Source organism: Sphaerothrix gracilis Ecp01 (assembly GCF_030405905.1).
Taxonomy (GTDB): Bacteria; Cyanobacteriota; Cyanobacteriia; order Phormidesmidales; family Phormidesmidaceae; genus Sphaerothrix; species Sphaerothrix gracilis.
Map to the genome: position 1 here is coordinate 178,532 of NZ_JASATW010000006.1, position 26,836 is coordinate 205,367.

Consider the following 26,836-nt stretch of genomic DNA (forward strand, 5'->3'; position numbering starts at 1 on the left):
AGGCTGACTGTTTGGGAGATCAAATTTCAGCTCGGTTAGGATTTACACAGCCTTGATCGTTCTTAGCTAACCCGTTAGCGGGTGGCAGACCGCAGAAATCAGTACAGTATACTAAGCGTAGTCATTACGAGTTCATTTCTGTTTCCATGACGAATCCAACGGTAGAAAATGTAGCCATTATTGGCTCTGGGCCAGCGGGCTATACCGCAGCTATTTACGCAGCGCGAGCTAACCTGAAGCCATTTATGTTTGAAGGCTATCAGGCTGGCGGTTTGCCAGGGGGACAGCTGATGACCACGACCGAGGTAGAGAATTTTCCTGGCTTTCCTGACGGTGTTACCGGGCCGCAGCTAATGGAGCAGATGAAGTTCCAGGCGCAGCGTTGGGGGACGGAAATGGTGACTGAAGACGTGGTTGAGGTGGACTTTAGCCAGCGGCCCTTTGTGTTGCGTTCAGAGGAGCGCGAAGTGCGATCTCATAGCGTCATTATTGCCACGGGCGCAACGGCTAAGCGGTTAGGATTGCCCTGCGAAAATCAGTTTTGGAGCCGGGGCATTTCCGCCTGCGCTATTTGCGACGGAGCGACGCCGATCTTTCACGGCGAAGAACTGGCTGTGATTGGCGGCGGTGACTCGGCGGCAGAAGAAGCGGTGTACTTAACTAAGTATGGCTCGCGCGTACACCTGCTAGTGCGTCGCGGTGAAATGCGAGCTAGCAAAGCTATGCAGGACAGAGTTTTTAATAATCCTAGAATCACGGTGCACTGGCACACGCAGGCAACAGACGTGTTCGGTGCTGGCGATCGCTTAGAAGGGATTCATATTCGCGATCTGCAGACAAACGAAGAGCGCGATCTGCACGTTAAAGGACTTTTTTATGCCATCGGCCATACCCCCAATACCAGCTTGTTCAAAGGACAGCTAGACCTTGACACAGTGGGATACATTCAGGTTCGACCCGGTTCGGTAGAAACCAGCGTTGAGGGCATCTATGCGGCAGGCGATGTCCAGGATCATGAGTTTCGGCAAGCAATCACCGCCGCCGGAACAGGCTGTATGGCGGCGATGCTGGCTGAGCGCTGGCTCTCTGCTAACGGACTGGTGAGGGAGTACCACCAAACGCAGGCGTCAGAAAAGGCAGAAACCGCCGGGCGTAAATCTGAGTATCAGCAGGCGGCTGAATTTGATCCCGGCACCACTCGCCACGTGGGCGGCTATGCCCTGCGTAAGCTTTATCATGAAAGCGATCGCCCAATTCTAGTCAAATATGCTTCGCCTACCTGTGGCCCCTGCCATACGCTGAGGCCAATTTTGAGCAAGGTCGTAGATGAGTTTGAGGGTAAGATTCACTACGTTGAAATTGATATTACCGAAGATCCCGATATTGCTGAGTCAGCCGGCATTACGGGAACACCAACGGTACAGATCTTTAGAAACAAAGCCTTGGTCAATGAACTACGGGGGATGAAGCAAAAGAGCCAGTATCGAGTAGCCCTGCAGCAGGCTGGGGCGGCAGTGCCTGTGTGAGGGCACGAACCAATTTAAAGATCTTTCAGCCTTGACTCAGTAGTTTAAGACTGGCCCAGTGCTTTATCATGCTTCTACCCCCTTCGTAGTTCACCCGCTTTGATACAAACTTGGTTGCAGCGTCTGCAGCAGTGGATTCGCCATTTTTATCATCAGTCCTGGCTCCAAGCCTGGATTCGCTGCGGCTATGCCGCTAAGGGCAGCGTTTATTTTGTTATCGGGCTGATTGCGGTAAGAGCCCTGCTGCTGCCGGGCCGCTCGGTCAGCGGGACGGATGGCGCTTTGATCGAGATTTTAGTCCAGCCTTTTGGTCGTGTTTTCTTGGGTATCCTTTGCGTTGGGCTAATAGGCTATGTGCTATGGCGGTTTATCCAGACCATTCTAGATCCTGAGCATGAGCAGACCCTCAGCCTGCAGCGAATTGTGCAGCGCTGCGGCTATGCGACGAGCGGGGCTAGCTATGCGGGCGTCGCCTATTCAGCTTTTGAGTTGGCAACGGGCACCAACGAGGTGAGCGAGGGGGATGACGCCATTGAAGATTTGGTCACGACCCTATTTGAAATTCCCCTGGGTGAATGGCTGATTATCCTGGCCGGGTTGGTTGTTATTGGCGTCGGCCTTTCTTACGTCTATGGCGCTATTAGCGGTTCTTACCTCAGCGAATTCCAGGACTCGGCTGATCGGGTGGTGGAATCTTGGGCTACGCGGGTAGGGCAAATCGGCATCGCGGCCCGTGGCATTGCTTTTTTGCTGATTGGCTTGTTCGTCGCCAATTCCGGCATTTCGCTGAATGAAGATACGGCAGGTGGTCTAAGCAATGCCCTTCAGCACCTGCGATCGCAGCCTTTAGGCTTTGTCGGTTTGGGCTTAATCGCGGCTGGATTTATGGCCTACGGCATTTACATGGGTTTTGCCGCCTGGTACCGACAATTTACAGAAAAGTCTTAGCTCTTAGCCGAATAAGGCGATCGCTAGATGCCAGCACCGGCTTGAACTAAACCGCTTCTATCAAAAGCGATATGACTTCCGAAATGGTTCTGTATTCTGCATTACTTCTGAGGGTAGAACTTGGGCTTGAACCTGCCATCAGATAGAGAAGAATCTGAGCTACCTTTTCTACGGTTGAGAGGTGCAAGCAGCAGTTCACTCCTGAGCGCTTGCGATGTGAGAAGAGGTTGAATATGAAAGTACAACAAGATAATTCTTTAATGCGTTGGTTTAGCCGGGGCAGCGTGAAGCTGACAGGTACGCTCGCGCTTGCGGCGATGGCTTTGGTACTGCCAGCCTGCAGCAATGAGCCTTCTAATTCCGAGATTGTCAATCCTGAAGAGAACGTCACCTCCGAAGAGGTAAGCGACAACGTTGATCAATACGTGGGGCAAAGCGTTTCGGTACGGGGCGAAGTGCAGTCTGTCCTAGATGACTCATCCTTTGTCCTCAATGAAGATGAGCTGTTTGGCGGCGAGGAAATCCTGGTCATCAACGCTTCGGGGCAGCCGTTCATTGTCTCTGACGAGTACAATGACGTTCAGGTAACGGGCGAAGTTCAAGAGTTTATCATCGCTGACTTTGAAACCGCATATGGTTTAGATTTAGATCCTGAACTCTATGCTGACTACGAAAATCAGCCAGCGATTGTGGCTCAGTCTTTGGCCCTATCCCCTGATCCAGGTGAACTCGCCGAAGATCCTGAAGGGTTCTACGGTCAGCGTATCGCAGTTGAAGGTGAAGTTGAGGAAATCTGGTCAGAAGCTGCTTTCAAGCTGGATGAAGAGCAATTCTTTGGCGGTGAAGGACTGCTGGTTCTCAGCCCAGATAGTCTAGCGGCTGTGCAGGAAGGCGAAGATGTTTCTGTGACAGGTACGCTACGGCAGTTTGTGGCTGCTGACTTTGAGCGCGACTACGATCTCACCTGGGATTTAGATGTCCAGCAGCAGATTGAAGCTGAGTATGAAAACCAGCCTGTCTTCGTAGCTGAAGAGGTCTATCCCTCGGCTCAGTAAATTAATTCAACTACCGTAGAGTTTGAAAACAGGGGTGCGATCGCGCCTCTGTTTTTTTAGTTCGCCTTTTGATTTCTGAGGGTTCGTAAGACTCTGCCATAATAATCGGGCAGCGTTTATCAGACACTATGGCACCGCGATCGCTTCAATTTTTTCGCTGGCTGTCCCCCAAGCGAGGGCTGACCATCTCAATTATTTTCATGTGGCTGGGACTGTTGATTACCTTGCTTTTTGGGGCGATCGCCCTGTTGGCTCCGCTGCTCCAGTCCTGGGGAATTTTACAAGATCCAATGGCCGCGATCGCAAATCCGATTCATCAGCCGCCCTCCGCCCAATACTGGTTTGGCACTAGCCGCCAAGGCTACGATATTTTTTCTCGCACTCTATTTGGCACCCGGGCAGCTTGGCAGGTCGTAGTGTTAGCCACGCTGATGAGCGTAATCGTAGGAGTGCCACTGGGCATGATCAGCGGCTATCTGGGCGGGCGGCTCGATCGCGGCCTGCTGTTTTTTATGGATACAATCTACACGCTGCCGGGGCTATTGCTGTCAGTGACCTTGGCCTTCGTAGTGGGGCGAGGGGTGCTGAATGCAGCAGTGGCGCTGAGCATTGCCTATGTGCCTCAGTACTACCGCGTGGTGCGCAATCACACGGTCAGCGTCAAAACCGAACTGTTCATTGAAGCTGCTCAGGCTATGGGAGCCTCTACCTGGACAGTGTTAAGCCGCTACCTATTTTTGAACGTGGTGCAGAGCGTGCCGGTACTATTTACCCTCAATGCTGCCGACGCGGTGCTAATTCTGGGGGGATTGGGCTTTTTGGGACTGGGGCTACCGGAGCAGACACCGGAGTGGGGCGCTGATATTCGCCAAGCGTTAGACGCCCTGCCGACAGGCATCTGGTGGACGGCCCTCTTTCCTGGCTTGGCACTGACCCTAATGGTAACGGGGCTGTCGCTGCTAGGAGAAGGGCTAAACGAGTTTATTAATCCCCTGATGCGGCGAGAGAACTGGCAGTAGAGAACTGCTAAAGGCAAATAGCCACAGCTCAAAATAGGCTGATAGCTTCTAGTCGCGATCGCCGTAGAGCGCTTCGTAGTAGTGCTGATATTCTGCCGACAGCAGCGGCTGCCACCAATCACGATTGGCTAAATACCATTTCACCGTTTGCTTCAGCCCTGTGGCAAAGTCGTACTGAGGCTGCCAGCCCAACTGCCGCTGAATTTTGGCAATGTTCATGGCATAGCGGCGATCGTGTCCCGGTCTATCAGCGACAAAGGTGATTAACTGGCGTGCTGGGGTAACAGGCAAATTGTCAGCATAAGCAGCCATTAAGTCACAAAGCTGCTCAACAATATCAATGTTCTTGACCTGATTGTTGCCGCCAATGTTATAAGTTTCACCAGGTTTAGCTTGGAGCAAAATTGTCTCTAGGGCACGGCAGTGATCCGTTACGTGCAGCCAGTCTCGGACATTCTGCCCGTCGCCATAGACAGGCAGCGGCTTGCCCAGCAAAATATTGACGCACATCAGCGGAATCAGCTTTTCTGGAAACTGATAGGGACCGTAGTTGTTAGAGCAGTTGGTGATTAGGGTGGGTAACCCGTAAGTGTGAAAGTACGCCCGCACCAGATGATCGCTGCCGGCCTTAGAAGCGGAATAAGGACTGTTGGGCGCATAGGGCGTTGTCTCGCTAAAAGCTGGCTCATCTGGCCCCAAGCTGCCAAACACCTCGTCCGTCGAGACATGTAAAAAGCGAAAGTGTTCCGGTTTACCCTGAGCCTCCCAGTGCTGCCGAAAGGCTTCCAGCAGCGTAAACGTGCCCACCACGTTAGTTTGAATGAAAGCAGCCGGGCCAGCAATAGAGCGATCGACATGGGATTCAGCCGCGAAGTGAAGCAGAGTATCAATTTCGTAGGTTGCCAAAATTTTGGCGACTAGCTGCGCATCGCAGATATTGCCCTGAATGAATTGAAGACCTTGCTTTCCTTCTAAGTCGCTCAAAGTAGCGCGATTGCCCGCATAGGTGAGGGCATCTAGAGCGATTAAAGTACCGGCGCGATCGCTCTTCTGCCAATAGCGTACAAAGTTGGAGCCAATGAATCCGGCTCCTCCAGTAACCAAAACCTTCTTAAGCTGCAAGACCTTTTCCTTCACGCTTGACTTAGCTAAATGAGTTCAATTTGACAATCATCGCCAATCATAAACCTTGATGCCTTAGGACGCTGAGGGCTATGAACTAACCTGGCTCGCCGTCCAATTAAGCTATCTACAATTCGCTGATGTAGGGACTCAATCACAGCTCCCTCAAGTACAACACTATGATCTAATTCCACATCAACTAACCGTACATTATTAGCAATGCTGCTGTATGAACCAATAAAACAGTTTTCAATATGACAGTTTTTACCAATAACGACTGGGCCTCGAATAGTAGAGTTGATTACTTTAGAACCTTGATCGATGCGTACTCGTCCACTAACCTTTGTAGCGTTATCTACCTGTCCTTCAACCGAGCTATATATCGTATCGTCCAAAATTATTTGGTTAGCTGCCAACAGATCGTCTTTCTTACCTGTATCCAGCCACCATCCCCTTAGGTGCTGAGCCATGACGGTTTTATCAGCATCTATCAGAGCCTGAATAGCATCGGTAATCTCTAATTCTCCCCTATCTGAAGGACGCAATGCAGAAATTGTTTTATGAATAATAGGTGCGAATAAATATACGCCCACCAGAGCCAAATTGGAAGGTGGTTGCTCAGGCTTTTCTACTAGCTTGATAACGCTTCCCTGCTGGTTTAGCTCAGCCACTCCAAAGGCCGCTGGATTAGAGACTTGCTTCAGTAGAATCATGGCATCCAGCGATCGCTGAATAAATTTCTCTACAAAGCTTGTTAGATTATCTTGAATAAGGTTATCACCTAAATACATTAGAAAAGGTGAACCACCTAGAAACGGTTGAGCTACTTTCACAGCATGCGCCAAGCCATCAGGACTCGCTTGCTGAATATAAGTAATTTTCGCTCCAAATTTATCCCCATTGCCCGTAACTCGGCGAATTTCATCGCCGGTTTCAGGGCTGATAATAATACCGATATCGGTGATGCCTGTAGCTACAATTTGCTCAATGCCATACCAAAGAATAGGTTTATTGACAACAGGTACGAGCTGTTTAGCGCCAGTATGAGTTAGCGGTCGCAATCGAGTCCCTCTGCCGCCCGATAAAATTAGCGCCTTTATATCCATAAGCTCATTACGCAGGTTTCATCTGTAGGTTTTCCTTGAGCATTTTGCGTAAGCTAATACGCCAATAAGGAGCTGTTTGGCAAAGAAGTTCGGCTAACTTCTCACCGGCCAACACAGAGTAAGCAGGTCGTTTTGCCAGGGTTGGATACTGGTCGCTTGTAATAGGTTGAACATGCTTAATTTGCAACGGATAACCTATGACTCTGGCTTCTTCGAAAATGGCGACAGCGAAATCATACCAGCTCACAGCGCCATTGCTGGTGTAATGGTAAGTGCCAAAGGTCTGTTGGTTAAGCTGGGGTATCAGCATAGCGATAGTTTGGGCAATATCAGATGCCCAAGTAGGACTACCCACTTGATCACAAACTACCTGTAAATCATCTCGTTCGGCTCCTAAACGTAGCATGGTTTTGACAAAATTATTTTTTCCTCTCGCTCCGTAGACCCAAGCAGTCCGCACAATAGCATAACGGCGAGTAGTAGCGTGTATAGCTAATTCTCCGGCTCGTTTAGACTTGCCGTATACGCCTAGAGGGTTGGTAACATCATCAGTTTGATAAGGACGATTTTGCTGTCCATCAAAGACATAATCAGTAGAAATGTGAACGAGCTTTGCTCCGCAGGTTTCAGCGGCTTGAGCTAACTGCTGCGGAGCGGCGGCATTGACTTGCTGAGCTAGCTCAGGCTCGCTTTCAGCTCTGTCTACAGCAGTATATGCGGCAGAATTGACAATGACATTGGGTTTTTGAGCAACGACGGCAGGAACAATCTTGTTCAGTTGAGTCAAATCAATATCTGATCGGTTCCAAGCTGTTACCTCCCCAAGACTGGGTAGGGTTAACTGTAGCTCTTGACCAACTTGTCCATGACTGCCTACCAATAAAATCTTCATGACTCAAACACCTCAGCCGTTTTGAAAAGAACAGCATTTTGGTCCTTTTTCGATAGTATGGGGCTGTCAGCTACTAAAGGCCAAGCAATCGCCAAGTCAGCATCGTTCCATAAAAGGCTGCGCTCGTATTCTGGCGCATAGTAATCAGTGGTTTTATAGAGGACATCTGCTGTCTCTGACAGCACGTAAAAGCCGTGAGCGAAACCGGGTGGCACCCAGATTTGCTGCTTATTTTCGGCGCTGAGAACAGCGGCGACCCACTGCCCAAAGCTAGGCGATCGCCGACGGATATCTACAGCAACATCGTAGACTTCACCCTCAATGACGCGAACCAGCTTGCCTTGGGGCTGCTGCACCTGATAGTGTAAGCCTCGCAAAATATTTTGCCTAGAGCGGGAGTGGTTGTCCTGAACGAAAGTATAATTCAGCCCTACCTTGTCAACGAATACTTTCTGGTTGAAGCTCTCAAAGAAAAAACCGCGATCGTCCCCAAATACCTGAGGCTCAAGCAATAGAACATCGGGAATAGCGGTTTTGATAATTTTCACAACAGATCTGACTTACTTTTATCTTCTGAAAACTGTATCATCTGTTGCGAGCCAACATGCTAGCTACAGGTAAGGCTCTAACACAGCGACTGTGGCCTTTCCAGTCTTTTCCCAGCTAAACCAGTTAGCCCTTTGAATACTTGCTTCGCTGAGTTGCTGCCTGAGTTGGGGCGAAGCAGCGATCGCCCCCATAGCTTCTGTTATTTCATCTATATTACGTGGGTTGATTAGCCAAGCGGCTGAACCGACCACTTCGGGTAAAGAAGATAAATTTGAGGCAATCACCGGAGTGCCACAGGCCATTGCTTCTAGGACGGGCAAACCAAAACCTTCCCACAGGCTGGGAAAAACCAGGGCGATCGCCTGATTGAGCAAAGCAGGTAGTTGCTCGTAGGGCACGTACTTAAGAAACTTAACCTGATTGGCTAGTCCCATTTCTGCGACTTGAGTTTCCAAAACTGGGGTGTAACGTGGATCGTAAGGGCCAGCTATCCATAGTTCATAGCAATCGCGCTTAGGCATTTGGGCAAAAGCTGAGACAGCCCCCGATAAATTTTTGTAGGGAGCATGTCGGCCCAAAACAAGAAAATAGTTTTTTGTCGCTAGATTCAAAGGCCGAAACTGGCTTGCATCATGAGCCAGCAAGATCGGAGTGATTTTATTAGCACTAATGCCATAGAAAGTAACAACGTCGTTTGCTGTAGCTTCAGAATCACAAATAATATGTTCTGCTGATTTTAATACCTGGGGTACATAGTAATGGTACAGCCATTTTAGAGCTACAGAAAAATGTGGGAAACGCAGAGGTGTTAAATCATGAACAGTGACTACAAATCGGCAGTTCGATCCTAGGGGCGCTTCAGTTATTGGAGAAAAAAGCAGGCGATCTGACTGCCGATCGCAAATCATGGGCAGACGAAACTGTGTCCACAGCAAGCGTCTTACATGCCCAGCTATACCTGACTCAGCCGTCATGTTAGCAGGTACGGCATAGTATTGGTCAAGATGGCTGACCGCAGTGGCTAGGTAGCAAGGGTTTAGCGAGCTGAGATGGGGAATTAAATTTAGAGCGTAGGTAGTAGTGCCAGTAGGTTTGCTAATTAAATAAGACAGATTAACTAGCATAATCGTTGAGTCCTTTTACCGGCTCTTTACGCCCTGTCAGCCTAAAACGTATGAACTGACAGATACCTTGCCAACGGGCAATCGCCATACCAGTATTACCAGTCACTTGCTCCCAAAAACTCCGAGCAAGCAAATAAGCTAAATTCAAGTATAGCCCTATAGGAGTTCCATACTTCTGCAAAAAATACAGCTTGCTAAAAGTTGCATGCATTAGCTTCGCGCCTGGATTCTGCCCGGTTGTACTGGAGACTGCATGAGTAACTAACACAGCTTCAGTAACAGCAATCTGCTTACCTTGAAGCCTGTAGCGCTCACAGAACTCACAGTCTTCATAATACAAAAACATATGCTCATCAAATGTTGGGCAACTTTGAAACTGAGCTAAATTAATAATTAAACTACAGCCCGAAACCCAGCGGCTGTTGATAACAGTAGGACAATGTCTATTTGGTTCTAAAAAGCTAGATCTTTTAAAATTTGTTTTCAAATGAGTCACCGAACCTGACCAAACATTGAAGTGCCCAATCTCAAACCAAGGACGTTCATAGCCATCGCGAATACGTGTGCCTAAAATAGCCAAATCAGAATATTTCTCTAAACATCTTTTGACGTATGAAATAGCATCTTCATCCAAAATTGTATCGGGGTTAATCAACCACACCAAAGCATCTGAATCTTGCTGATAAATCCAATCTAAACCAATATTACAACCGCCCCCAAAACCTAAATTTTTACCTGCTTCAATCACTATCAATGATTGATATGTCTGTGCTAAAGTTCGAATCTCGATATCAGCAATTGCATTGTTTACGACGATTACACCATAATCACAACCATCTAAGTCGACTGATTTCAACAGCTTACGAATAAAGTCGGTGGAGTAATAGTTAACTACCAAAAAATAAAAGGTAGTCATTGCTTCTGAAGCTTTTTGAAGATTGGATTGATACAATGAAACAGTTTAAACGATGAAATTAAAAAAGAACAAAATCTTTAGTTTTGGTCATTTTCCAACACTCTTATTAAACTGTCTATTCAAATCTCCTCGAAAACCATAGTAGGTACCGCAAAAGCAAGCCCAAACTTTTATAAGTTTTTTGTCGTGTTCAACTAGTAAAATAGATAAAGCTTTTATACTTAAGACTTTAAGGCGTCTGTAAATGCAAGTTAACTTGTAAAATCCTTGAGAATTTTTAAGCTCAAGATAGGTATGATTGCGGCATATATAGTAGTAACGCAAAGCCGAGTAACGCTGAAATATTTTTTTGATACCCCAAAAGTTGAATTCAATCGGAGTTGCAAAATTGTGGTACAAAGTTGCGCTGGGAACAACAATATTATGAAAGCCCTTTTGACTAAGTCGTAAACCAAAGTCTAAATCTATTCCGTCAATAAAAAGTCTGATATCAGGCGGTGTCACTGTAGCTATAGCGTCTAAATGTAGCAAAGCTCCAGATGTTATGGGTGCATCACAGAAGTATGGCGAGTCAGCATTTGTTTTAGTAAAAGCCTCAAAATGATCCTTTCTAAATTCAGCAGGCATGATTATTTGACCTGTGCGTGTGTCTAAAGGAGTTGGAGCAACAATTCCAATTTTTAAATCTGTTTTATGCGCGTATTTATCGAATACAGAAAGGAGTTGACTCAAACAGTTTGAAGCAGGAATACTGTCTTGATCAAACATCCACAAGAAATCATATTTATTCTGAAGCGCAAAATTTATAGCCTTAATAACTCCGCCCGAAATACCTATATTTTCCGGATAATTTTCTACAACTATTGACTTGATTTGCGCCTTCAAAATATTTAATGGTTTTGGTGAGTTATTAATAACAAAAATTTCATTGACTGTGTATGTCTGACTTGAAATACCTTTTATGCAACTTTTAGTCGCGTTTTCATCATAATAGGAGGTAATGTAGGCAAGTACTTTATGCACTAATTTATTTCCAATTCTCTAAATAGTAACTAAATAGGAAAGTAGCTCAGAGCTAAAACGATTTATTTTTTCGGAGCAAGTATGCTAGCTAAAAGCTGTGATCGAAGCTAGCTTTGCTGAGAAAAGTTTTGAACAGTTCTTTGAAAGAGTGAATTTTCTAGATCTAGACAAATTAGCTTAATCTAGATTTAGGTAAAAGCTAATAAAATTAAATTCTTTTAAAGACTTAGATATGCATTGTTAATCTTTAAGGTATTCTCTTTTTAGGTAAAAATAGGTTCTTTCCAATGCTTCTTCCCATGAGATGATAGGCTGCCAATCTAGTTCTCTCCTAGCCAAATTGATGTCTAAAACATTTCTGGGAACATCTAACAATCTGGAAGGCTTGAATACTCGCTCCATTGAGCAATCAGAAATCTGTTCAACTGAGCCTATAATCTGTAGAATACTACGACCAACGCCAGTGCCTATATTGAGGACTTTGTGATCACCTGTATAATCTTTTGCTTTAAGGAATGCAGAAATTACATCACCAACATAAATGTAATCCCTAATAGTGCTCCCATCACCCCAAATTTCAACTTTTTCACCTTGTAAGTGCTTACTTATAAAGTTAGAGATTGCACCTTGCTTACGGCCGCCATATCCCTGCCCTTCTCCAAACGGATTGGATATACGAAGAGCACAATAATCTAATCCATATAACGAAGAGTACATGTGAAGATATTTTTCTATGCTAAGCTTAACGATTCCATAAGAGCAAATTGGGTTAGTGCGAGCATCTTCTGAGATTGGCATAGAAGATTGAACTCCATAAACAGTTCCGCCTGAGGAAGCAAATATAAGCTTGGAAATTTTTGCTTCAAGTGCAGCTTCTATAAGAGTAATAGCTCCTTTGAGATTGATCTCTATATCTCCGTTAGGATCGAGATTCGATGTTGAAGGAATATGAGATGAACCAAGGTGGTAAACTGTATTACAGCCTGCGATTGCAGCCCTTAAACTTTCTGAATTTTGCAGACTGCCCTGGAAAAAATTGGTACACTGCGCACATGATATAGCCTCAACCTTTCTGCTTAGTACATTGACCTCTGATCCCTGAAGCATCAAGGCTCTACACAAATGACTGCCCAAAAACCCTGAACCACCAATTACCAAGCAACGATCATTAGTCATCAATATTAATTGTTTGTTATTCTGTCAAGAATAGCCGAAAATCGCTCACATTCTGCATCCCAGCTTGTATTAGAGGCAAAATTTAAGCCTGCGTTTGCAATTTGCTCTCTCTTATCTTCGTTTTCTAGTATTAAGCAAAGAGCGGCACTAAGACTTTCGACAGTAGGCTCAGCCAAGAGACAATTCTGTTCGTTTAAAAGCCAGCTAACATTAGAACCAGAATTACTAACAACTGGACACTTACATGCCATTAGTTCAAGCGGTAAGAGTGACAAGTTAGTGAAAGATAATACAAGAGCTGCATAGCAACGACTATAGACATCGGGTAACTCCTTTAAAGCGACTACTCCAAGGCTAGTGTGTTTAAATGGGATATAGTAAGAAGCCGTATCCCAACCAGCTAATATAAATTCAACATCAGGAAAGCGCTTTGAAACTTCGGTCAGCACCAATAAGCCTAATTCGAATCCTCTTCTAGGTGTAACAGGCCGAGCATAAAAAAATATTTTCCTGGTCTCGTTGTAAGCTTTACGAAGTTTAGGAGTATATAAATTTTTGTCATATGAAAAACCAACATAGTTAGTTTTCATATCGTAATCTTTAGCTAATTTTTGAGCTAGCCATTTACCAGCTGTGATACCGTAAAAGCCAAATTTATACGTTTCTTCAGCCCAATAGTATTCACTGCTTTTAGCATAAAAAAATGGCTCAAAGTCTTGAACAAAATAACATTTGTGTTCTGTAGCTTGGAAATTTCTTACGATATAAGCAGTTGTCCAACTTGTTGCGAATGTAACCCATGCTGCTGGTATATTCTCCTTACCAATAAATACCTCCGCTTGTAATTGCCTAAAATTCTGATTTATACGTTCTTTTGCAACGCTGGCTTCTAGAAACTGGCAAGGTTCAGTAATAGTAATTGAACATTTATATTTTCGCTTTTCTAGTCCATCAATAAATCTGAATATATTAATATGCCCGCCGGAACCAATGCTGAAATCCGGAATAATCCAGTTAATAGTTCTTTTGTCTTTTAATGAAGAAATTCTACGCTTATCTCCGAAAGGTTCATATAAAATAAAGCTGTAATGTGAAACTACGTCAGCTTTACCATTTAGCTGCTTTTGTTCACCTGAAACTATAGCTTTCAATCGCTTAAAGACATAATTGCAATATGCCTTCAAACCAAATTTTGAAAGGTTCAATTTTATCGAAAAAAATTTTCTTTTTGCTTTAAGTAGAATTGACATCAGCCTTTTAGTATCGCTTAATTAACTTTATAATCGTTTTTTACGAAGCGACGCGCTTGTGCTGCTTTATAGTTTCCTTTCACCCCGTTTCATGGCTTTATCAAGAGAGATTCTGTCTAAAAGAAAGCTGCTATCTTCCTGCACTAATCTCTGACCTATGTAGAAACCTAACTGCTTAGAAAAATTAAGTAGTGGAGAAATCAGAAACCAATAAGGACTTTTTAAAAAAATCTTTTCTTTGTAAGCAAATTTTATATCTCTGATAGTCGTCCTAATGGTTTGCAACAGTAATTGATATACACTCGGACAAAGCTGATAGCCAAAAATTTTCGATAAAGCTCTTGACTCGTCAACAGATCTTTTAAAAAGTTGAATAGGAGAATAATCATGAGAGTGATAAACAGCAGAACTATCGACGTATATTTTAGAGTATCCTGCTTCTAAAACGCGCATTGCCCAAACTTGGTCTTCTGCAAAATCAACATTGGGAAATGGAATTTTTTCAAGTATAGTTTTCCTAATGCAAGAATTATTATTAGAAAAAAAGTGTAAAAACTGTCTGTAAGCAATGTCAGATTCATATCTTTTCTTATCATCTATCTTCACAATATGAAAATCTAATAGAAAGTTATCAAAGTGCAGATTTAGATCTCGTCGATTAAATGGATTGCCATCAGGATAGGGTAAATGACGACCAAAAGCACCTGCAATTAGCTCGGATTCATACATTGCATTTACTATGTTGAAAAGCCAATTTTCATCTTTTGGAATAGCATCATGTGTTAAAAAGACTACAAACTCTCCAAAACTTTTAGAGGCTGCATAGTTTCGTGTCTTACCATGTCCAAAAGACTCAGGAGAAATCTGAAGCAAACGTATCTTATTACCTAGTTGCTTACAATAGTTTAAAGTCTCATCTGTTGAACCAGAGTCAACTACAATTATCTCGTATGCCCAAGGAGTCTTTTGTGTAAGCACTGCATCAATAACTTTATAAAAACGCTTACCTGGATTTTTGGTTGGAACTATAACTGATGCTTTAACTTTCATTTTCGTGTAATTTGAATATTAATTCTTGACAGGTTTAAAAGTCATCAAAAATATAACTTTATTTGGTTTAGAGACAAAATCAAATAACTTATCAAGGTTTCGATTTTTCTCTTTTACACATTTTTGTCAATCATACTTTTTCCAATTTTATTAAGTGCTTTAACCAAATCCAAAATTGCCAAACCTTCCAGAAGTTACTATGCTTTACACTTTCAACTACTTGCAGGGCTTGCTCGAGCTCAGCTTGCGTTTGCTCAAGATTATAGGACAGTTGATCTATATAGATTTTAGCCTCATCATAGTTTTTTGATAGAAAAGCATATTTGCTAGCCATAGATGAAGGATAAGCGCGAATAATAAACTGAAGAACTTCTGAGTTTTTATCATTAGTGACATACTCAAGTAGTTCAGCAGAAAATTTTCTGGGATCTAGAATAGGTGTTAGAGAAGAACTATTAAAGACCGATAAATGTGTAAAATCTTCTGAGTCTATACAGTAACCTGTAGCTTCAAACAAATGATGAATCGATTTTCGAGTGAAAAATCTCAAATGAGTATTATCGAGAAGGCCAAACTTTTCGTAATCAAACTTGCCCTCGAGCAAGGCTAATCGCACGGCACCGTGAGCAACATTAGGAATAGAGGCTACTACAAAACCATCGGGCTTCAAAATGTTGCGAACAGTGCTTAGCAAACTCCAAGGATCCTTTAAATGTTCTAGAACATCGCCAAATGTAGCAACATCAAATCGCTCATTTCCTAAAATATTCTCAATGTTTTCATAATCTAGATCTGCAACAATCACTCTTTTGCAGTATTGCTTGGCAATTTCGGCTGCCTCTGGATTTATCTCTACTCCTACAACTTCACAGTCTTCTTTCTGTAATAAATTAGCAAAATATCCGGATGCGCAACCGAAATCCACAACCTGTTTATTCTTTCCAACAAAGGTCAGCATTTTAAAGAGACTATTATTTTCACCTAAAATTTCCTTTGATATATCAGCATTGTCCGGATATTTTTTATATTTTTCCATTACTTTTTAAGGTTAATTAAACCAGCATCAAGTCGTATATTTCTTTGCCTAATTCATCTAAATCAAAAAAACGTTCAAGTCTGCTTTCTGATACTTTCTCTGAGTTTAGAGAGTACACTGCAACACCACATACTCCAATGTCTTGACCAGGATCAGCCATATTGCCGACAACTTTGTCAGTTGACCTAGAAATTTTTCTCCCGTGAGAAAGACCAACAAATAATCTATGTCCATCGTATGCTAAACCTCTGATATATGAATTAAATACTTTAAGATATCCTCCCTTCAAAAATAAAACCCTTGAGCGTGCTGACTCACACAAAACCAATCCAAAATTCGTGATGATGCAGGAATGCGGATGGCTAAGTTGATTTAACAAAAATTCACCAGACTGAATGTTAATTAGATAGCCTTGCTGCGCTGACTGCCAAAGAGCTCCTTCCTTTTTGCCAAATGCCGTAGCGTGTAATTCATTCTTGACAAACAATAAGGAATTAATGTGTACAGAGTCTTTGCCTGAGTCTGTGACAACTGCATAGACCGATTCTTTTTGAGTTACTAAGTTGAAAGCAATAATTGAGTCTGTTCCTGTAGAAGCTACATAAATAACTTCATTCTTTAAAGCAACTGAATGAGGATCTTTAACGAGATTCAGCAACCAAACATCAGTAACAGAATAAAAACGATTTAGCTTAATCAGCATTGGTGGAGAACTCTGAGTTGCTAAAATATAACCATCTTCAAAAGAAGCTATTCCTGTTACGCCTAATATCTTGATATTATTCCAGCGGGCTAGGTCAAGATGTATTTTCGTATAAATACCACTTGAAAGATCTATTTCAGCAAGATAGCAAGGTGCAGTATTTGTATTATTTTCGGATACTGTAGTCTGATTACAAAAGGTTGCTATGATCTTAGGCATGCAATTTTACAGTTCTGATTTCAGTTTTCACTTCTAAAAATAAATTTTTATTCATAAAAATCTTTTAATAAACTAATTGAAGACTTTTATGATCGGCTTGTTAGAGGAGCAAAAATCGACGTAGGCCGAACTTCCTATAGACTTCTCGTCATCAGAACAATCAACTTTAAACTGAGTAGCATCTATTATCCGATGTAAAAACTGAATTTCATGATCAATAATTCCTAGAACTCCTACATTCATAAAGTAAGTCCCAGGAAACATAATGGTTAAGAAGTTTATTTTTACAGATACTTTTGCATATGGAGTGATCTCATCTATAACTTCAAATCTATCTGTTCTTATACCACCTATTTCAATACCAGATATTGATTTAATCAGAGTGCCAAAAAAGACTTTCTCAGCTTTCTTATAAAATTCTACCTCGTACTCAAGAGTATATTCTTCTTTACTCTTTAAAAGAGTAACTGCTTTATTCTCATTATCTCTAATAGCAACTCCTTTTATTTTTGCCCCATTGGGTTTGTACTCTATAGAGCTTTTAGGTTTGATGACCTTATCGTTGGGCTTATATACAGAAGAATGTCTTAAACTATTCTCTTTAGATGCTTGGTCAGAATAGCTTAAACTAGCACTTTTATGAAAATCTAGTATTTCATGCCGAACTAACGATCGTAGATTTCGAGGTGCAAGAATTAACTTTCTATAGTTTTCAACTGCTATCTTAGAGGGTGCTCGCATAAGTATTTGGGATTTGTCTAAGATGCAAGCAGAATCACAAATTTCAAGAACTATATTAGTCGCATGTGAGACAAATAGTATGGTAACTTTCTGCTGTTTAAATAATTCTAGTCGGGAAAAACATTTTCTCTGAAACCCTTCGTCACCTACAGCTAAAGCCTCATCAATAATGAGAATTTCTGGGTTTACATTTACAGCTACTGAAAATGCTAACCTCACAAACATTCCACTTGAATACGTTTTAACTGGTTGATCAATAAACTCTCCAATATCCGCAAACGATTCAATTTCACTAAACCGAGCCTCAATTTCTTCTTGATTTAATCCCAAAATTTGACCATTAAAAAAGACGTTCTGTCGCCCTGTAAACTCAGGATTAAATCCGCTCCCTAACTCTAGCAGGGCCGACACTCGTCCACTTACTTGAACCTCACCACTAGTTGGCTGCAAGGTTCCCGCTATTATCTGCAATAAAGTGCTCTTTCCCGATCCATTGCAACCAATAATTCCAACTGTTTCTCCTTTAGGAATTTCTAAATTAATATTGTCTAAAGCCCAAAACTCTTTTGATTTTATTTTTCCTGGCAAAAAAATTTCCTTTAAGCGATCGCTAGGATGATGGTATCGCTTAAATACCTTAGAGACATTTTTGAGTGAAATAGCAATATCGTCGGACATGTAAATCCAGAAGACAGAAACTACAGTACATCAGCAAAGGCAGGGCGGAGCTTACGGTAGCACCAAAAACCTCCCCAAAAAATAAATCCAGAAATTACAGTGGCGCTGCCCCATTCGCCCCAGTGAGTTATCTCCCCTATCAAAACGATGTCTCGATACATTTCGCCAATTGCTGCCAAAGGATTTAACCAGAAAACCCAAGTTTGAAACGGCTGAGGAATCATGTCTGCTGGATAGATCAGCGGAGTTGCATAAAACCAGATGTTGAGAAGTACCCCTAACGTCTGTGGAATATCTCGGATGAACACCGTAATGCCTGCTGTCAAAAAGCCTAGTCCTGCCGTTAGCAACAGCTGTGGCAACCAGACTAGGGGTAATAGTAGTAAAGTCGGATGCACAGAATGATCTACAAAGGCTACGAAAGCGATTAGTACCATCAGGCCAAAAGTACTTTCTAAAAAACTTGCGCAGATAGGAACAAGAGGCAGCAGCGATAGAGGAAAGACTACTTTTTTAACTAAATTTGACTGAGCAATTACCGAGCCTGAGGCCTGAACTAGGCCACTACTGAATGCAATCCACGGTAGTAATCCCGCAAACAGCCACAGGCCAAAAATGAAAGAATTATCCTCAGGCATTCCTCTGAGACTCAGCTTTACCCGCAGCACGATGGCAAATACGTAAGTATAAATTAATAGCTGAGATAATTGATTAAGCAGCGGCCATAAGTTGCCCAAGATGGAACCTTTGTAGCGAGCTTCCATATCTCGCTGCACCAAGGTTCTAAGTAAGTTCAGCTTTGCCCACTGGGGTTCACTCAGTGGAATTAAAGGTTTAAGGCGGAGGATTGGTCGCTTGATAGCTCTGATGCAGAACTTGAGGGATGCCTTTAAGGGCCGCAATACCGCTGTCACGTGCTTTATCCTCACTCAGGTCAACAGTAGCTAGAATTCTGTTAACTTCTTATTGGCAGACATAATATCGTAGTGTTGCTTTTTGTGAGATTTAGCCCCTCCACGGGACTTTTACTGCAAAACTAGCTGAGCAGTATCTAAGCATTTAGGATCTTGTCAGGTCAAGATCAGAGATGCAATAGATCAACATCCCCATTCATTGAATTAGCCATTTTACGAGTATAGACAAGCTGCTCTAAAGCGATCGCACCCCTGATTCCTTTAGTGCCTGGTATGTAGACTCCATTTTAGGATCTGGGGGGACAAAAATGACAAGTCCGTCTCGACCGCGGGTGAGCAAGACACGGTAGCTGTTGCGGCGCAGGCGCAGCGGGTCTTTGACGTTGCGCTGGCGGGTGCGGGTAATCCAGGCTTGGCCGTTCCAGAGCAAGTCATCGCCCCAACCGATGATGGGAAAGTCTAGCTCCAAGCCTTGGCAGCTAAACTCGGTGACAACGCGCTCTAAGGCGCAGCAGGAAAGGGGCGAGTCGGGTGGGTCGATGTACCAAGGGCCGACCTTGAGCCGCTGGGTCGCAAGATAATCGTTGCGGATGCCGTAGTCAGGTAGGTTGCGGGCACGGGAGGAGGCCATCAGGCCGTAGCGCTTCTGGGGCTGATCCTGATAGCGATCGCGGCAGTATTGTTTAGCCACTTCTAAGTCGCGGGTGAGGTAGGCGTCAAACCCTGCAGCCGCGATCGCGGGCATCAGGGCCGCCGCCGCTGTAAGATTGCCGCTGAGAAGATGGGCAGCCCAAGTTTGGACGTCCTTGGCTAGGTGCGATCGCAGCGAAGTTGATAAGTTGAATAGATCATCGGTGTAGAGCTGGTTAGATGACAGCGCCTCAAAGTATTCAGCCTGCTGCGAGGAACAGTGTACCTGCCAGGGCTGCTGAGCCTGCTCTAAAGCTACATTCCACTGTTCAGTGCCTTCTTCCTCGCCCACGTGAATTTCTTGACCTTCCCCAATCAGCCCCAGGACGACACACCAGTCCGGGATGCGCTCAGCAATAGTCAGAACTGCGCCCGCCGCCGCTGCTTCAATGCCATATTTCTCGCTCATACGCTCGGCATCCCAGGCTCGCTGAGCTTCATCAAACACAATGATGTGCTCTGGCGGCGCGGTTTGGCGGCGGACCTGATGCTGGAGATAAAAATTGCGAATGCCCTGGACAAAGACACGGCTCTTGAGAGCATACTGCAGCACCTGAATTAGCGGCGCATTGCCGGAGAGCAGCACCGCCGTCTTATCCTGCTCGGACTGGAGCGGATTTTGATAGACAAACTGCAGACCCACCAGGGTTTTTCCAGCGCCGGGCACCCCCGTAATCAGCACTAGATGTCGTTCCTGTTGGGCCTGAGCCTGTTGGACTAACTGATTGAGATAATCCAGCAGTTCGGGAATGCGGGCGCTGCGAGCACGGCGAATATTAGGCAAGGGCTCGTGCTGAAAAATCTGCTGGGCGGCCTGCACGACGCTAGGCAAGGGCTGGTACTCAGCAGTAAGCCAGGCTTGGGGATCAACGGCGGGCGATCGCGTCTCTAAACCTACTAAATACTCAGCGATCGCGCTGGGAGAGAGTACCTGAACACTTTCTACCTGCTGACTAAGAGTCTCCGTTCGACGAGTCGGGACTAGGATTGGCGTTAGCGGATGCTGGCGAGAGCCACTGTGATATTCAGCTAGATCCCGAACGTAGGCAGCTACCTGGTCTAGATCGGCAGCGATCGCCGCCGTTTTTTGCTTAAATTCAACCACCAAAATCTGACCCGCCGCCAAAATCACTAAATCAGGGCGGCGACCGCCCTCGCGGGGCAGTTCGTACTCAAATACCAGCGTCCACCCGGCAGCGGCAGGACGCTGAGCCACAACCTGGCTGAGCTGGGCCTGCATAATTTCGCCGCTGTCGGCCCAAGCCTGCTGCTGAGTCTGAGTGGCCTGCTGCTGATAAAGAGTCTGATAGCTGCGCCCCAAAGCCTGGAGCCAAGCGGTAATTTCCAGTTGCAAAAAGTCTGAGACCGTTCCTGACCAGCCCCAGGCCGGAACCGTTTCTGGACTAAATAGGCCGAGCTGCTCCGTCAACGTGTCCTGTGGCACCGCTTAAAATCCCTAATTTCTCTGGGCATGATAAAACGCGGCGACGGGTCTTGCCCTGTCTCTAAAAGCAGACTTTTCCCAGGTTGCGCTCAGTTACCGCCAGAGGCATCTCGCTGCCGCAGCCTGTAAAGGGACTCATTGAGCTGCGATCGCGCTTCTGGATAGTCAGCATCGAGCTGGAGCACCCGGTTGAAGGCTGTCACCGCGTCATTGAAGTTGCGCTGGCGCTTGTAGGCTAGCCCTAGCTGAAAAAAGGCATCCACGTTGTCTGGCTCTAGGCGAACGACTTGGCGAAAGGTATCGGCGGCTTTGGCCGGCTGCTGTGATTTGGCATAAGCCTGGCCCAGCTGCCAGTAAGCCTCAGCATTATCGGGATTGGCTTCAATCTGGGTCTGATAGGCCGCGATCGCCGTTTGCGTATTGTCAAAGTCTGCTAGCGGCTGCACTTCAGAGCTGGCAGTTAGCTCATCCGAGCTGTCTAGGGTGACGTTCTGGCAGCCTGCTGCTGGCAAAACCACAACCAGCAGGCTGAGCCAGAAGGACACCGGACTAATTTGGATCGAAAAAAACATGAAAAAATTGGGCCTAGGAGCTTTGGCGGTCTGACTGCTGCTGGGAAAGTCGTAGCTGGTGATTGTGGCTGTCAAACATGAGGCAGAGACCGAAGTTAAACACCCCTAGGCTAGCGGTGCCCAACCAGAACCAGCCGCCGCCAGCAATTTTCTGGGCCAGGGCTTCGCCAAACAGACTAAGGCCAAAACCCACACAGAGCAGACCGCCAATGCCTTTAATCAGCCAGAGTTTTTTCTCTTTTGACATGGAATTTTCTGGATTTCTAAAATTTCCTTTGAAAGCTTTCTAAGATACCGCCCGGATTTGCGGCAGCTTCAGCTCGCACCCTGCGATCGCCGTCATTGCTGCCTGGTCGTTCTGATTCACGGCTGTCGCTAAACTGTCAACCCCTCCAATTCCAACTTTTTGCAAAGTAGATAGCCAGCTTTGGCTCTGGTCGATTAGATTTTCCACATCAACGCCGCCATGGCTGGGTTCAAACGGGTACAGGCGGTTAGTCCCTTCTCCCAGCAAAATAGCGGCCCCTTGCCAGTTGCTATTGCCCAAATGATAGAAGGCAACGGCTATCTGCAAAATCCCTTGATAAAAGGGTTTGACGTAGGTATCTGCTTCCATCCACAGGGCTTCTAGGGTGTCATGGCAGGCATAAAACTGACCGCTATTAAACTGCTCCACCCCCTGTTGAAAAGCAGGCGGTAGGGCCTCAAACGGGGTGCGATCGGAAAAATGAGTCATTAGACACTAGACTTAACTGGCACAAGATTGTAAACAAATTGTAAAAAGGAGATGCTATTCTCCACTGTGAGTGAGTGTGGTGTAGGAGTGAAAAAGTTTTATGGTAACTTCCCCTCTGCGGGCAGCAGTTCCTGTGTTGGGACGAGACAGTGCTGCCCCTAGGTCGCCTCAGGGACTGGGCTGGCCGCTATTAGAGCTACCCCAAGCCTCTCTTTTTGGGACTGACGGTATTCGAGGACGCGCTGGCGATTTGCTGACGGCTCCGCTGGCACTGCAGATCGGCTTCTGGGCCGGACAGGTGCTGCAGGGGCAGACCCTGCTGTCTGGTCCGATCATTGTGGGCCAGGATTCGCGCAATTCCAGCGATATGCTAGCAATGGCGCTGTCTGCGGGCCTGACTGCAGCCGGACTGGAGGTTTGGAATTTAGGGCTCTGCCCGACGGCAGCGGTGGCCTACTTGACCTGCACCTGTCAGGCCGTTGGCGGCATTATGATTTCAGCCAGCCATAACCCCCCTGCTGACAATGGTATCAAGTTCTTTGCCCCCGATGGTACTAAGCTCTCAGGGATGATTCAGGCTCAAATTGAGCAGGCACTGCGCCAGGGACAGTGCAGCCCCTTCGCTGAGGTGCAGAATAACCAGTGGGGCCAGCATCACTTCCGCCCAGAACTCGTGGAGCAGTACGCGGCCTTTTTACAGTCACCCCTACCAGCAGCCCTCAATCTCAGCGGCATGCGGATTGTTTTAGATATGGCCTGGGGGGCAGCAACCCGCGTAGCTGAGCCGGTTTTTTGTCGCACGGGGGCTGAGATTATTAGCTTACACGGGACGCCCGACGGCGATCGCATCAATGTCGGCTGCGGCTCCACCCATCTAGATCCGCTCAAGGCGGCAGTGCAAAACCATCAGGCCGATCTGGGCTTTGCCTTTGACGGGGATGCCGACCGGGTGATTGCCGTGGATGCCCAGGGCCGGGTCGTCGATGGTGACTACATTCTCTACTTTTGGGGCCAAACCCTGCATCAAACCGAGCAGCTGCCAGAAAATACGATTGTCTCCACCGTGATGGCGAATTTGGGGTTTGAGCGGGCCTGGCAGCAGCTTGGCGGTCAGCTCATTCGCACCAAAGTAGGCGATCAGCACGTCCACGCCGAAATGCTGCAGCGGGGCGCGAAGCTGGGCGGCGAACAGTCGGGCCATATTCTCTGCCATCACTACAGCATGACCGGAGACGGCATCCTGACGGCGCTGCACCTGGCAAATTTGGTCAACCGCTCTGGCGGCACCCTGTCTGAGCTGGTGGATCAGAGCTTCCAGCCCTATCCACAACTGCTCAAGAATGTGCGGGTAGAAGACCGCGATCGCCGGTTGAACTGGCACACCCATGAGCGTCTGCAACAGGCGATCGCTCAGGCAGAAGCCGCAATGGGCGACCAAGGGCGGGTCTTAGTCCGCGCTTCGGGCACAGAACCCGTAATTCGAGTCATGGTAGAAGCGGCTGATGCTGCGATGGCTCAGAGCTGGACAGATCGCTTGGTTACTGCTGTCCAAACCCACTTGGCGGCTTAGGCAACGAGACAAAGGTAGCTAATAATTTGCAGGCACCTTTATGCTTGTCCATAGGGCCTGCTAGTCGGCTAAAGCTGTCTAGCAAGTCTGGGACACAGTTCTGAAACCAAATGAAGCTGAGCTATCGTTGGCGTCGTCGCCTAGTTCGTCTGCGGCGGCAGTTGTGGGGTTTAACTGAGAGCAATCAGGGCGACTGGGTCTGGCTGAAAACGAAGCCGCTGCCCGTAGTGACTCTCAACCGGGAGCTATGGCGCTGGGCCGAGCCTTCAGTCAACTATTACATGCTGATGTTCCTGTCGGGGGTGATTGCCACCCTCGGCCTGCTCGCCAACAGCAGCGCCACGATTATTGGCGCCATGATCGTGGCACCGCTGATGGGGCCGATCATTGGCATGGCCTTTGCCGTGGCGATGGGCAACCGCCGTCTGCTGAAGCGGGCCAGCTTTTCGATGGTGACGGGGGTGTTGCTGAACGTGCTAACGGCCATGCTGATCACCTACCTAGTGGGCCTAGACACGCTCACCACCGAGGTGCAGGTGCGAATGCAGCCCACCCTAATTGACTTGGGGGTAGCTCTAGCGGCTGGCGCTGCTGGCGCCTATGCCAAGGCCCGCAAGCATATTTCAGATGCTTTGCCGGGAGTGGCGATCGCCGTGGCCCTAGTGCCTCCCCTCAGCGTCATTGGCATCGGCATTGCCTCCTGGTCTAGAACCGTCGCCGTTGGCTCAACTCTGCTATTTCTCACCAACCTAGCCAGCGTCATTTTCTGCGGTGCCCTGGTCTTTTTGGCCCAAAACTACGGCTCGCTCAATCGAGCCCAGCGGGGACTCACGGTTTCAGTGTTGGTCTTAGCGCTGCTGGGCTTGCCCCTGGGATTTTCCTTTCGCGATTTAGTGATTAAAGAGCGGACGCGGGCCAGGCTTAACCAACTCGTGCGGCAGCGCACCTCCACGCTCAACAATGTCGATATTGAAAATTTGACGGTGCAGCGGCAGCCCGGTCGCGGACTGGCCGTTGAGCTAGAAATCTCCGCCCCTTCCAACAGCATTTCAGGTCAGGATATCGATGTTTTACACAGCTTTTTAGAAGAAGAACTGAATACCTCGGTTGATCTGGATGTCTCCGTAATCCCGATCGATCGCTTTCGCTCATCGACCCATCAGAGGCAGTAGATTACGAGCAAAAAGCCAAACAGACTTTGCCAAAGCGACGCCTTGTCTGCCCCATCTTCCTTACCTGCCTCATCCCTGCCCCACTCCCCCCTCACCCGTGTCAAGATAGGCTAAGAAGCTCTAGCATTTTGAGAAAGTTTTGCAAATTACGTTTTTAGGGACCAGTTCGGGCGTGCCGACGCGATCGCGCAACGTCTCTAGCATTGCCCTGCGCCTGCCCCAGCGGGCAGAGGTGTGGCTGTTTGACTGCGGCGAGGGTACGCAGCATCAGTTTTTGCGCAGCGAGTTCAAGGCCAGCCAGATTCGCCGCATCTTTGTCACCCACATGCATGGCGATCATATTTTTGGGCTGATGGGGCTGCTAGCCACCTGCGGCCTTGCCGGAAACGCTCAGCAGCAGCGGGTCGATATCTACGGTCCGCCCAAGCTGAACGAGTATTTGCAAGCCTGTCGCCGCTACTCCCAGACTCACTTTTCCTATCCGGTGCGAGTGCATACGGTGGAGCCGGGGAAAGTGTTTGAAGATGAGGAATTTACGGTTCACTGCGATCGCTTAGAGCACCGAGTTCCCGCCTTTGGCTATCGGATTGTAGAAAAAGATCGTCCCGGTCGGTTTGATGTCAAAAGAGCGGCAGCTTTAGGAATTCCACCGGGGCCAATCTACGGTCGGCTAAAGCGGGGCGAACTGGTAGAGCTGCCCAATGGTCGCCGGATTCACGGCTCTGAGCTGTGTGGCCCACCGCTGCCGGGGCGCAAGCTGGCCTACTGCACAGACACCATCTTTTGCGAGCAGGCCGTAGAGCTGGCCGAGCAGGCTGACGTGCTAATTCATGAAGCCACTTTTTCCCACCAGGATGCTGAACTGGCCTACCAGCGGCTCCACTCCACCTCCACAATGGCGGCGCAGGTAGCTTTAGCGGCACAGGCTCAGCGGCTGATCATGACCCACTTTAGCCCCCGCTACGCTCCCGGCAACGCCATTCAGCTAGAGGACTTACTGAGCGAAGCGCGGGCAATTTTTCCCAACACCGTCATGGCTCATGACTTCTTCACGTTTGACGTGCCGCGATTAGAAGAAAGAGCGTCAAGCCCCCAGCCTTCCGTCGTCTCTTCTTGAGCTTGTCGAACCTTGGGGTAGTCAGGGCTGTTAGCGTAGTCAGCTTCTAGATGGGACTGAGCCAGCCGATGGCGAATATTTTTCAGATGAGAAGGGGTATCGACTGCCGAACGCGGCGCTGGAATGTCGCTGTTGGGCCAGGTCGAGAGATCGTTGCAGGGGCAGGGATGATCAGAAATTCCAACAGCTCGCATAGGAATGGGCATACTACAGCGAGCACAGGACGATAGCTCCCAGGCATCGCTGAGCAGTTCGGCAATACTCTGATCGGTGCCCTGAATATAGGCATCCTTGCCATCGCCAGCTAGAATCTGCTGCCAGCAGGACTCAAATGCCTCACTGTAGCGATCGCCATTGTAGATAGGCTGCGGCAGGCAGGCATTGGCACTGGGGCCGACAATGACAGGCTTGCCTAGCTGAAACCAGTAAGCCAGATATTCCCGTACTTCTTGCTGTGAAGCCATAAGCTTAAAATTCCTGTTGCCGTC

The 26,836-nt window shown here is 46.8% G+C and carries 26 protein-coding genes; 7 read left to right on the forward strand and 19 right to left on the reverse strand.

Annotation, left to right across the window (positions count from 1 at the left end):
• Positions 1-146: 146 nt before the first annotated feature.
• The 4 genes from trxB to QJQ48_RS08665 all read left to right on the forward strand — a co-directional run bounded on the left by trxB (position 147) and on the right by QJQ48_RS08665 (position 4,548).
• Positions 147-1,526: a thioredoxin-disulfide reductase gene (trxB, locus tag QJQ48_RS08650; protein WP_346290817.1), complete on the forward strand. Its 1,380-nt coding sequence runs from the start codon at positions 147-149 to the stop codon at positions 1,524-1,526.
• A gap of 99 nt (positions 1,527-1,625) precedes the next feature.
• Positions 1,626-2,474, forward strand: a complete 849-nt coding sequence (locus tag QJQ48_RS08655; protein ID WP_346290818.1) for a DUF1206 domain-containing protein — start codon at positions 1,626-1,628, stop codon at positions 2,472-2,474.
• Between the two features lie 233 nt (positions 2,475-2,707).
• Positions 2,708-3,529, forward strand: a complete 822-nt coding sequence (locus QJQ48_RS08660) for a hypothetical protein (RefSeq protein WP_346290819.1) — start codon at positions 2,708-2,710, stop codon at positions 3,527-3,529.
• 128 nt (positions 3,530-3,657) lie between these two features.
• Positions 3,658-4,548: an ABC transporter permease gene (locus tag QJQ48_RS08665; RefSeq protein WP_346290820.1), complete on the forward strand. Its 891-nt coding sequence runs from the start codon at positions 3,658-3,660 to the stop codon at positions 4,546-4,548.
• Positions 4,549-4,596: 48 nt separating this feature from the next.
• Here the strand turns inward: QJQ48_RS08665 and rfbB are convergent, their stop codons facing one another.
• The 18 genes from rfbB to QJQ48_RS08755 form a co-directional block, all read right to left on the reverse strand.
• The gene (gene rfbB / locus QJQ48_RS08670; RefSeq protein WP_346290821.1) at positions 4,597-5,685 is read right to left on the reverse strand and encodes a dTDP-glucose 4,6-dehydratase; all 1,089 of its coding nucleotides are present in this window, start codon (positions 5,683-5,685) and stop codon (positions 4,597-4,599) included.
• An 11-nt stretch (positions 5,686-5,696) separates the two neighbouring features.
• Entirely contained in the window at positions 5,697-6,770 is a 1,074-nt protein-coding gene (locus QJQ48_RS08675; protein WP_346290910.1) for a glucose-1-phosphate thymidylyltransferase, read from the reverse strand.
• A gap of 13 nt (positions 6,771-6,783) precedes the next feature.
• Positions 6,784-7,668 (reverse strand): dTDP-4-dehydrorhamnose reductase, encoded by an 885-nt coding sequence (rfbD, locus tag QJQ48_RS08680; RefSeq protein WP_346290822.1) that lies wholly within the window; start codon positions 7,666-7,668, stop codon positions 6,784-6,786.
• Positions 7,665-8,216, reverse strand: coding sequence for a dTDP-4-dehydrorhamnose 3,5-epimerase (gene rfbC, locus QJQ48_RS08685; protein WP_346290823.1), 552 nt, complete (start codon positions 8,214-8,216; stop codon positions 7,665-7,667). The genes rfbD and rfbC overlap by 4 nt, the downstream gene beginning before the upstream one ends.
• A gap of 63 nt (positions 8,217-8,279) precedes the next feature.
• Positions 8,280-9,341: a glycosyltransferase family 4 protein gene (locus QJQ48_RS08690; RefSeq protein ID WP_346290824.1), complete on the reverse strand. Its 1,062-nt coding sequence runs from the start codon at positions 9,339-9,341 to the stop codon at positions 8,280-8,282.
• Positions 9,331-10,257, reverse strand: a complete 927-nt coding sequence (locus QJQ48_RS08695) for a glycosyltransferase (RefSeq protein WP_346290825.1) — start codon at positions 10,255-10,257, stop codon at positions 9,331-9,333. The genes QJQ48_RS08690 and QJQ48_RS08695 overlap by 11 nt, the downstream gene beginning before the upstream one ends.
• A gap of 87 nt (positions 10,258-10,344) precedes the next feature.
• Positions 10,345-11,280: a glycosyltransferase gene (locus QJQ48_RS08700; protein WP_346290826.1), complete on the reverse strand. Its 936-nt coding sequence runs from the start codon at positions 11,278-11,280 to the stop codon at positions 10,345-10,347.
• Between the two features lie 240 nt (positions 11,281-11,520).
• On the reverse strand, positions 11,521-12,456 hold the full coding sequence (locus QJQ48_RS08705; RefSeq protein WP_346290827.1) for an NAD-dependent epimerase/dehydratase family protein: 936 nt from the start codon (positions 12,454-12,456) through the stop codon (positions 11,521-11,523).
• Positions 12,457-12,461: 5 nt separating this feature from the next.
• Positions 12,462-13,706, reverse strand: coding sequence for a glycosyltransferase family 4 protein (locus QJQ48_RS08710; RefSeq protein ID WP_346290828.1), 1,245 nt, complete (start codon positions 13,704-13,706; stop codon positions 12,462-12,464).
• A gap of 66 nt (positions 13,707-13,772) precedes the next feature.
• Entirely contained in the window at positions 13,773-14,756 is a 984-nt protein-coding gene (locus QJQ48_RS08715) for a glycosyltransferase family 2 protein (protein WP_346290829.1), read from the reverse strand.
• Between the two features lie 130 nt (positions 14,757-14,886).
• Positions 14,887-15,792 (reverse strand): class I SAM-dependent methyltransferase, encoded by a 906-nt coding sequence (locus QJQ48_RS08720; RefSeq protein WP_346290830.1) that lies wholly within the window; start codon positions 15,790-15,792, stop codon positions 14,887-14,889.
• Positions 15,793-15,808: 16 nt separating this feature from the next.
• A complete protein-coding gene (locus QJQ48_RS08725) occupies positions 15,809-16,714 on the reverse strand; it encodes a DUF4915 domain-containing protein (RefSeq protein ID WP_346290831.1) in 906 nt (301 codons plus the stop codon).
• A 72-nt stretch (positions 16,715-16,786) separates the two neighbouring features.
• Positions 16,787-18,133 (reverse strand): ABC transporter ATP-binding protein, encoded by a 1,347-nt coding sequence (locus QJQ48_RS08730; RefSeq protein WP_346290832.1) that lies wholly within the window; start codon positions 18,131-18,133, stop codon positions 16,787-16,789.
• Positions 18,134-18,153: 20 nt separating this feature from the next.
• Positions 18,154-18,993, reverse strand: coding sequence for an ABC transporter permease (locus tag QJQ48_RS08735; RefSeq protein WP_346290911.1), 840 nt, complete (start codon positions 18,991-18,993; stop codon positions 18,154-18,156).
• 289 nt (positions 18,994-19,282) lie between these two features.
• Complete coding sequence (locus QJQ48_RS08740; RefSeq protein ID WP_346290833.1) at positions 19,283-21,181, reverse strand: DNA/RNA helicase domain-containing protein; 1,899 nt, start codon at positions 21,179-21,181, stop codon at positions 19,283-19,285.
• Positions 21,182-21,270: 89 nt separating this feature from the next.
• Positions 21,271-21,753 (reverse strand): tetratricopeptide repeat protein, encoded by a 483-nt coding sequence (locus QJQ48_RS08745; RefSeq protein ID WP_346290834.1) that lies wholly within the window; start codon positions 21,751-21,753, stop codon positions 21,271-21,273.
• Positions 21,754-21,766: 13 nt separating this feature from the next.
• A complete protein-coding gene (locus tag QJQ48_RS08750) occupies positions 21,767-22,000 on the reverse strand; it encodes a hypothetical protein (protein WP_346290835.1) in 234 nt (77 codons plus the stop codon).
• A gap of 39 nt (positions 22,001-22,039) precedes the next feature.
• Positions 22,040-22,489 (reverse strand): DUF309 domain-containing protein, encoded by a 450-nt coding sequence (locus tag QJQ48_RS08755; protein WP_346290836.1) that lies wholly within the window; start codon positions 22,487-22,489, stop codon positions 22,040-22,042.
• A gap of 100 nt (positions 22,490-22,589) precedes the next feature.
• On the opposite strand from QJQ48_RS08755, the gene glmM reads away from it, so the two are divergent.
• The 3 genes from glmM to QJQ48_RS08770 all read left to right on the forward strand — a co-directional run bounded on the left by glmM (position 22,590) and on the right by QJQ48_RS08770 (position 26,348).
• Positions 22,590-24,059 (forward strand): phosphoglucosamine mutase, encoded by a 1,470-nt coding sequence (glmM, locus tag QJQ48_RS08760; RefSeq protein WP_346290837.1) that lies wholly within the window; start codon positions 22,590-22,592, stop codon positions 24,057-24,059.
• A gap of 110 nt (positions 24,060-24,169) precedes the next feature.
• A complete protein-coding gene (locus QJQ48_RS08765) occupies positions 24,170-25,231 on the forward strand; it encodes a DUF389 domain-containing protein (RefSeq protein ID WP_346290838.1) in 1,062 nt (353 codons plus the stop codon).
• Positions 25,232-25,370: 139 nt separating this feature from the next.
• A complete protein-coding gene (locus QJQ48_RS08770; RefSeq protein WP_346290839.1) occupies positions 25,371-26,348 on the forward strand; it encodes a ribonuclease Z in 978 nt (325 codons plus the stop codon).
• Here QJQ48_RS08770 and QJQ48_RS08775 read toward each other — a convergent pair.
• Complete coding sequence (locus QJQ48_RS08775) at positions 26,270-26,812, reverse strand: hypothetical protein (RefSeq protein WP_346290840.1); 543 nt, start codon at positions 26,810-26,812, stop codon at positions 26,270-26,272. The two genes, QJQ48_RS08770 and QJQ48_RS08775, sit on opposite strands and share 79 nt — an antisense overlap.
• Between the last annotated feature and the right edge of the window lie 24 nt (positions 26,813-26,836).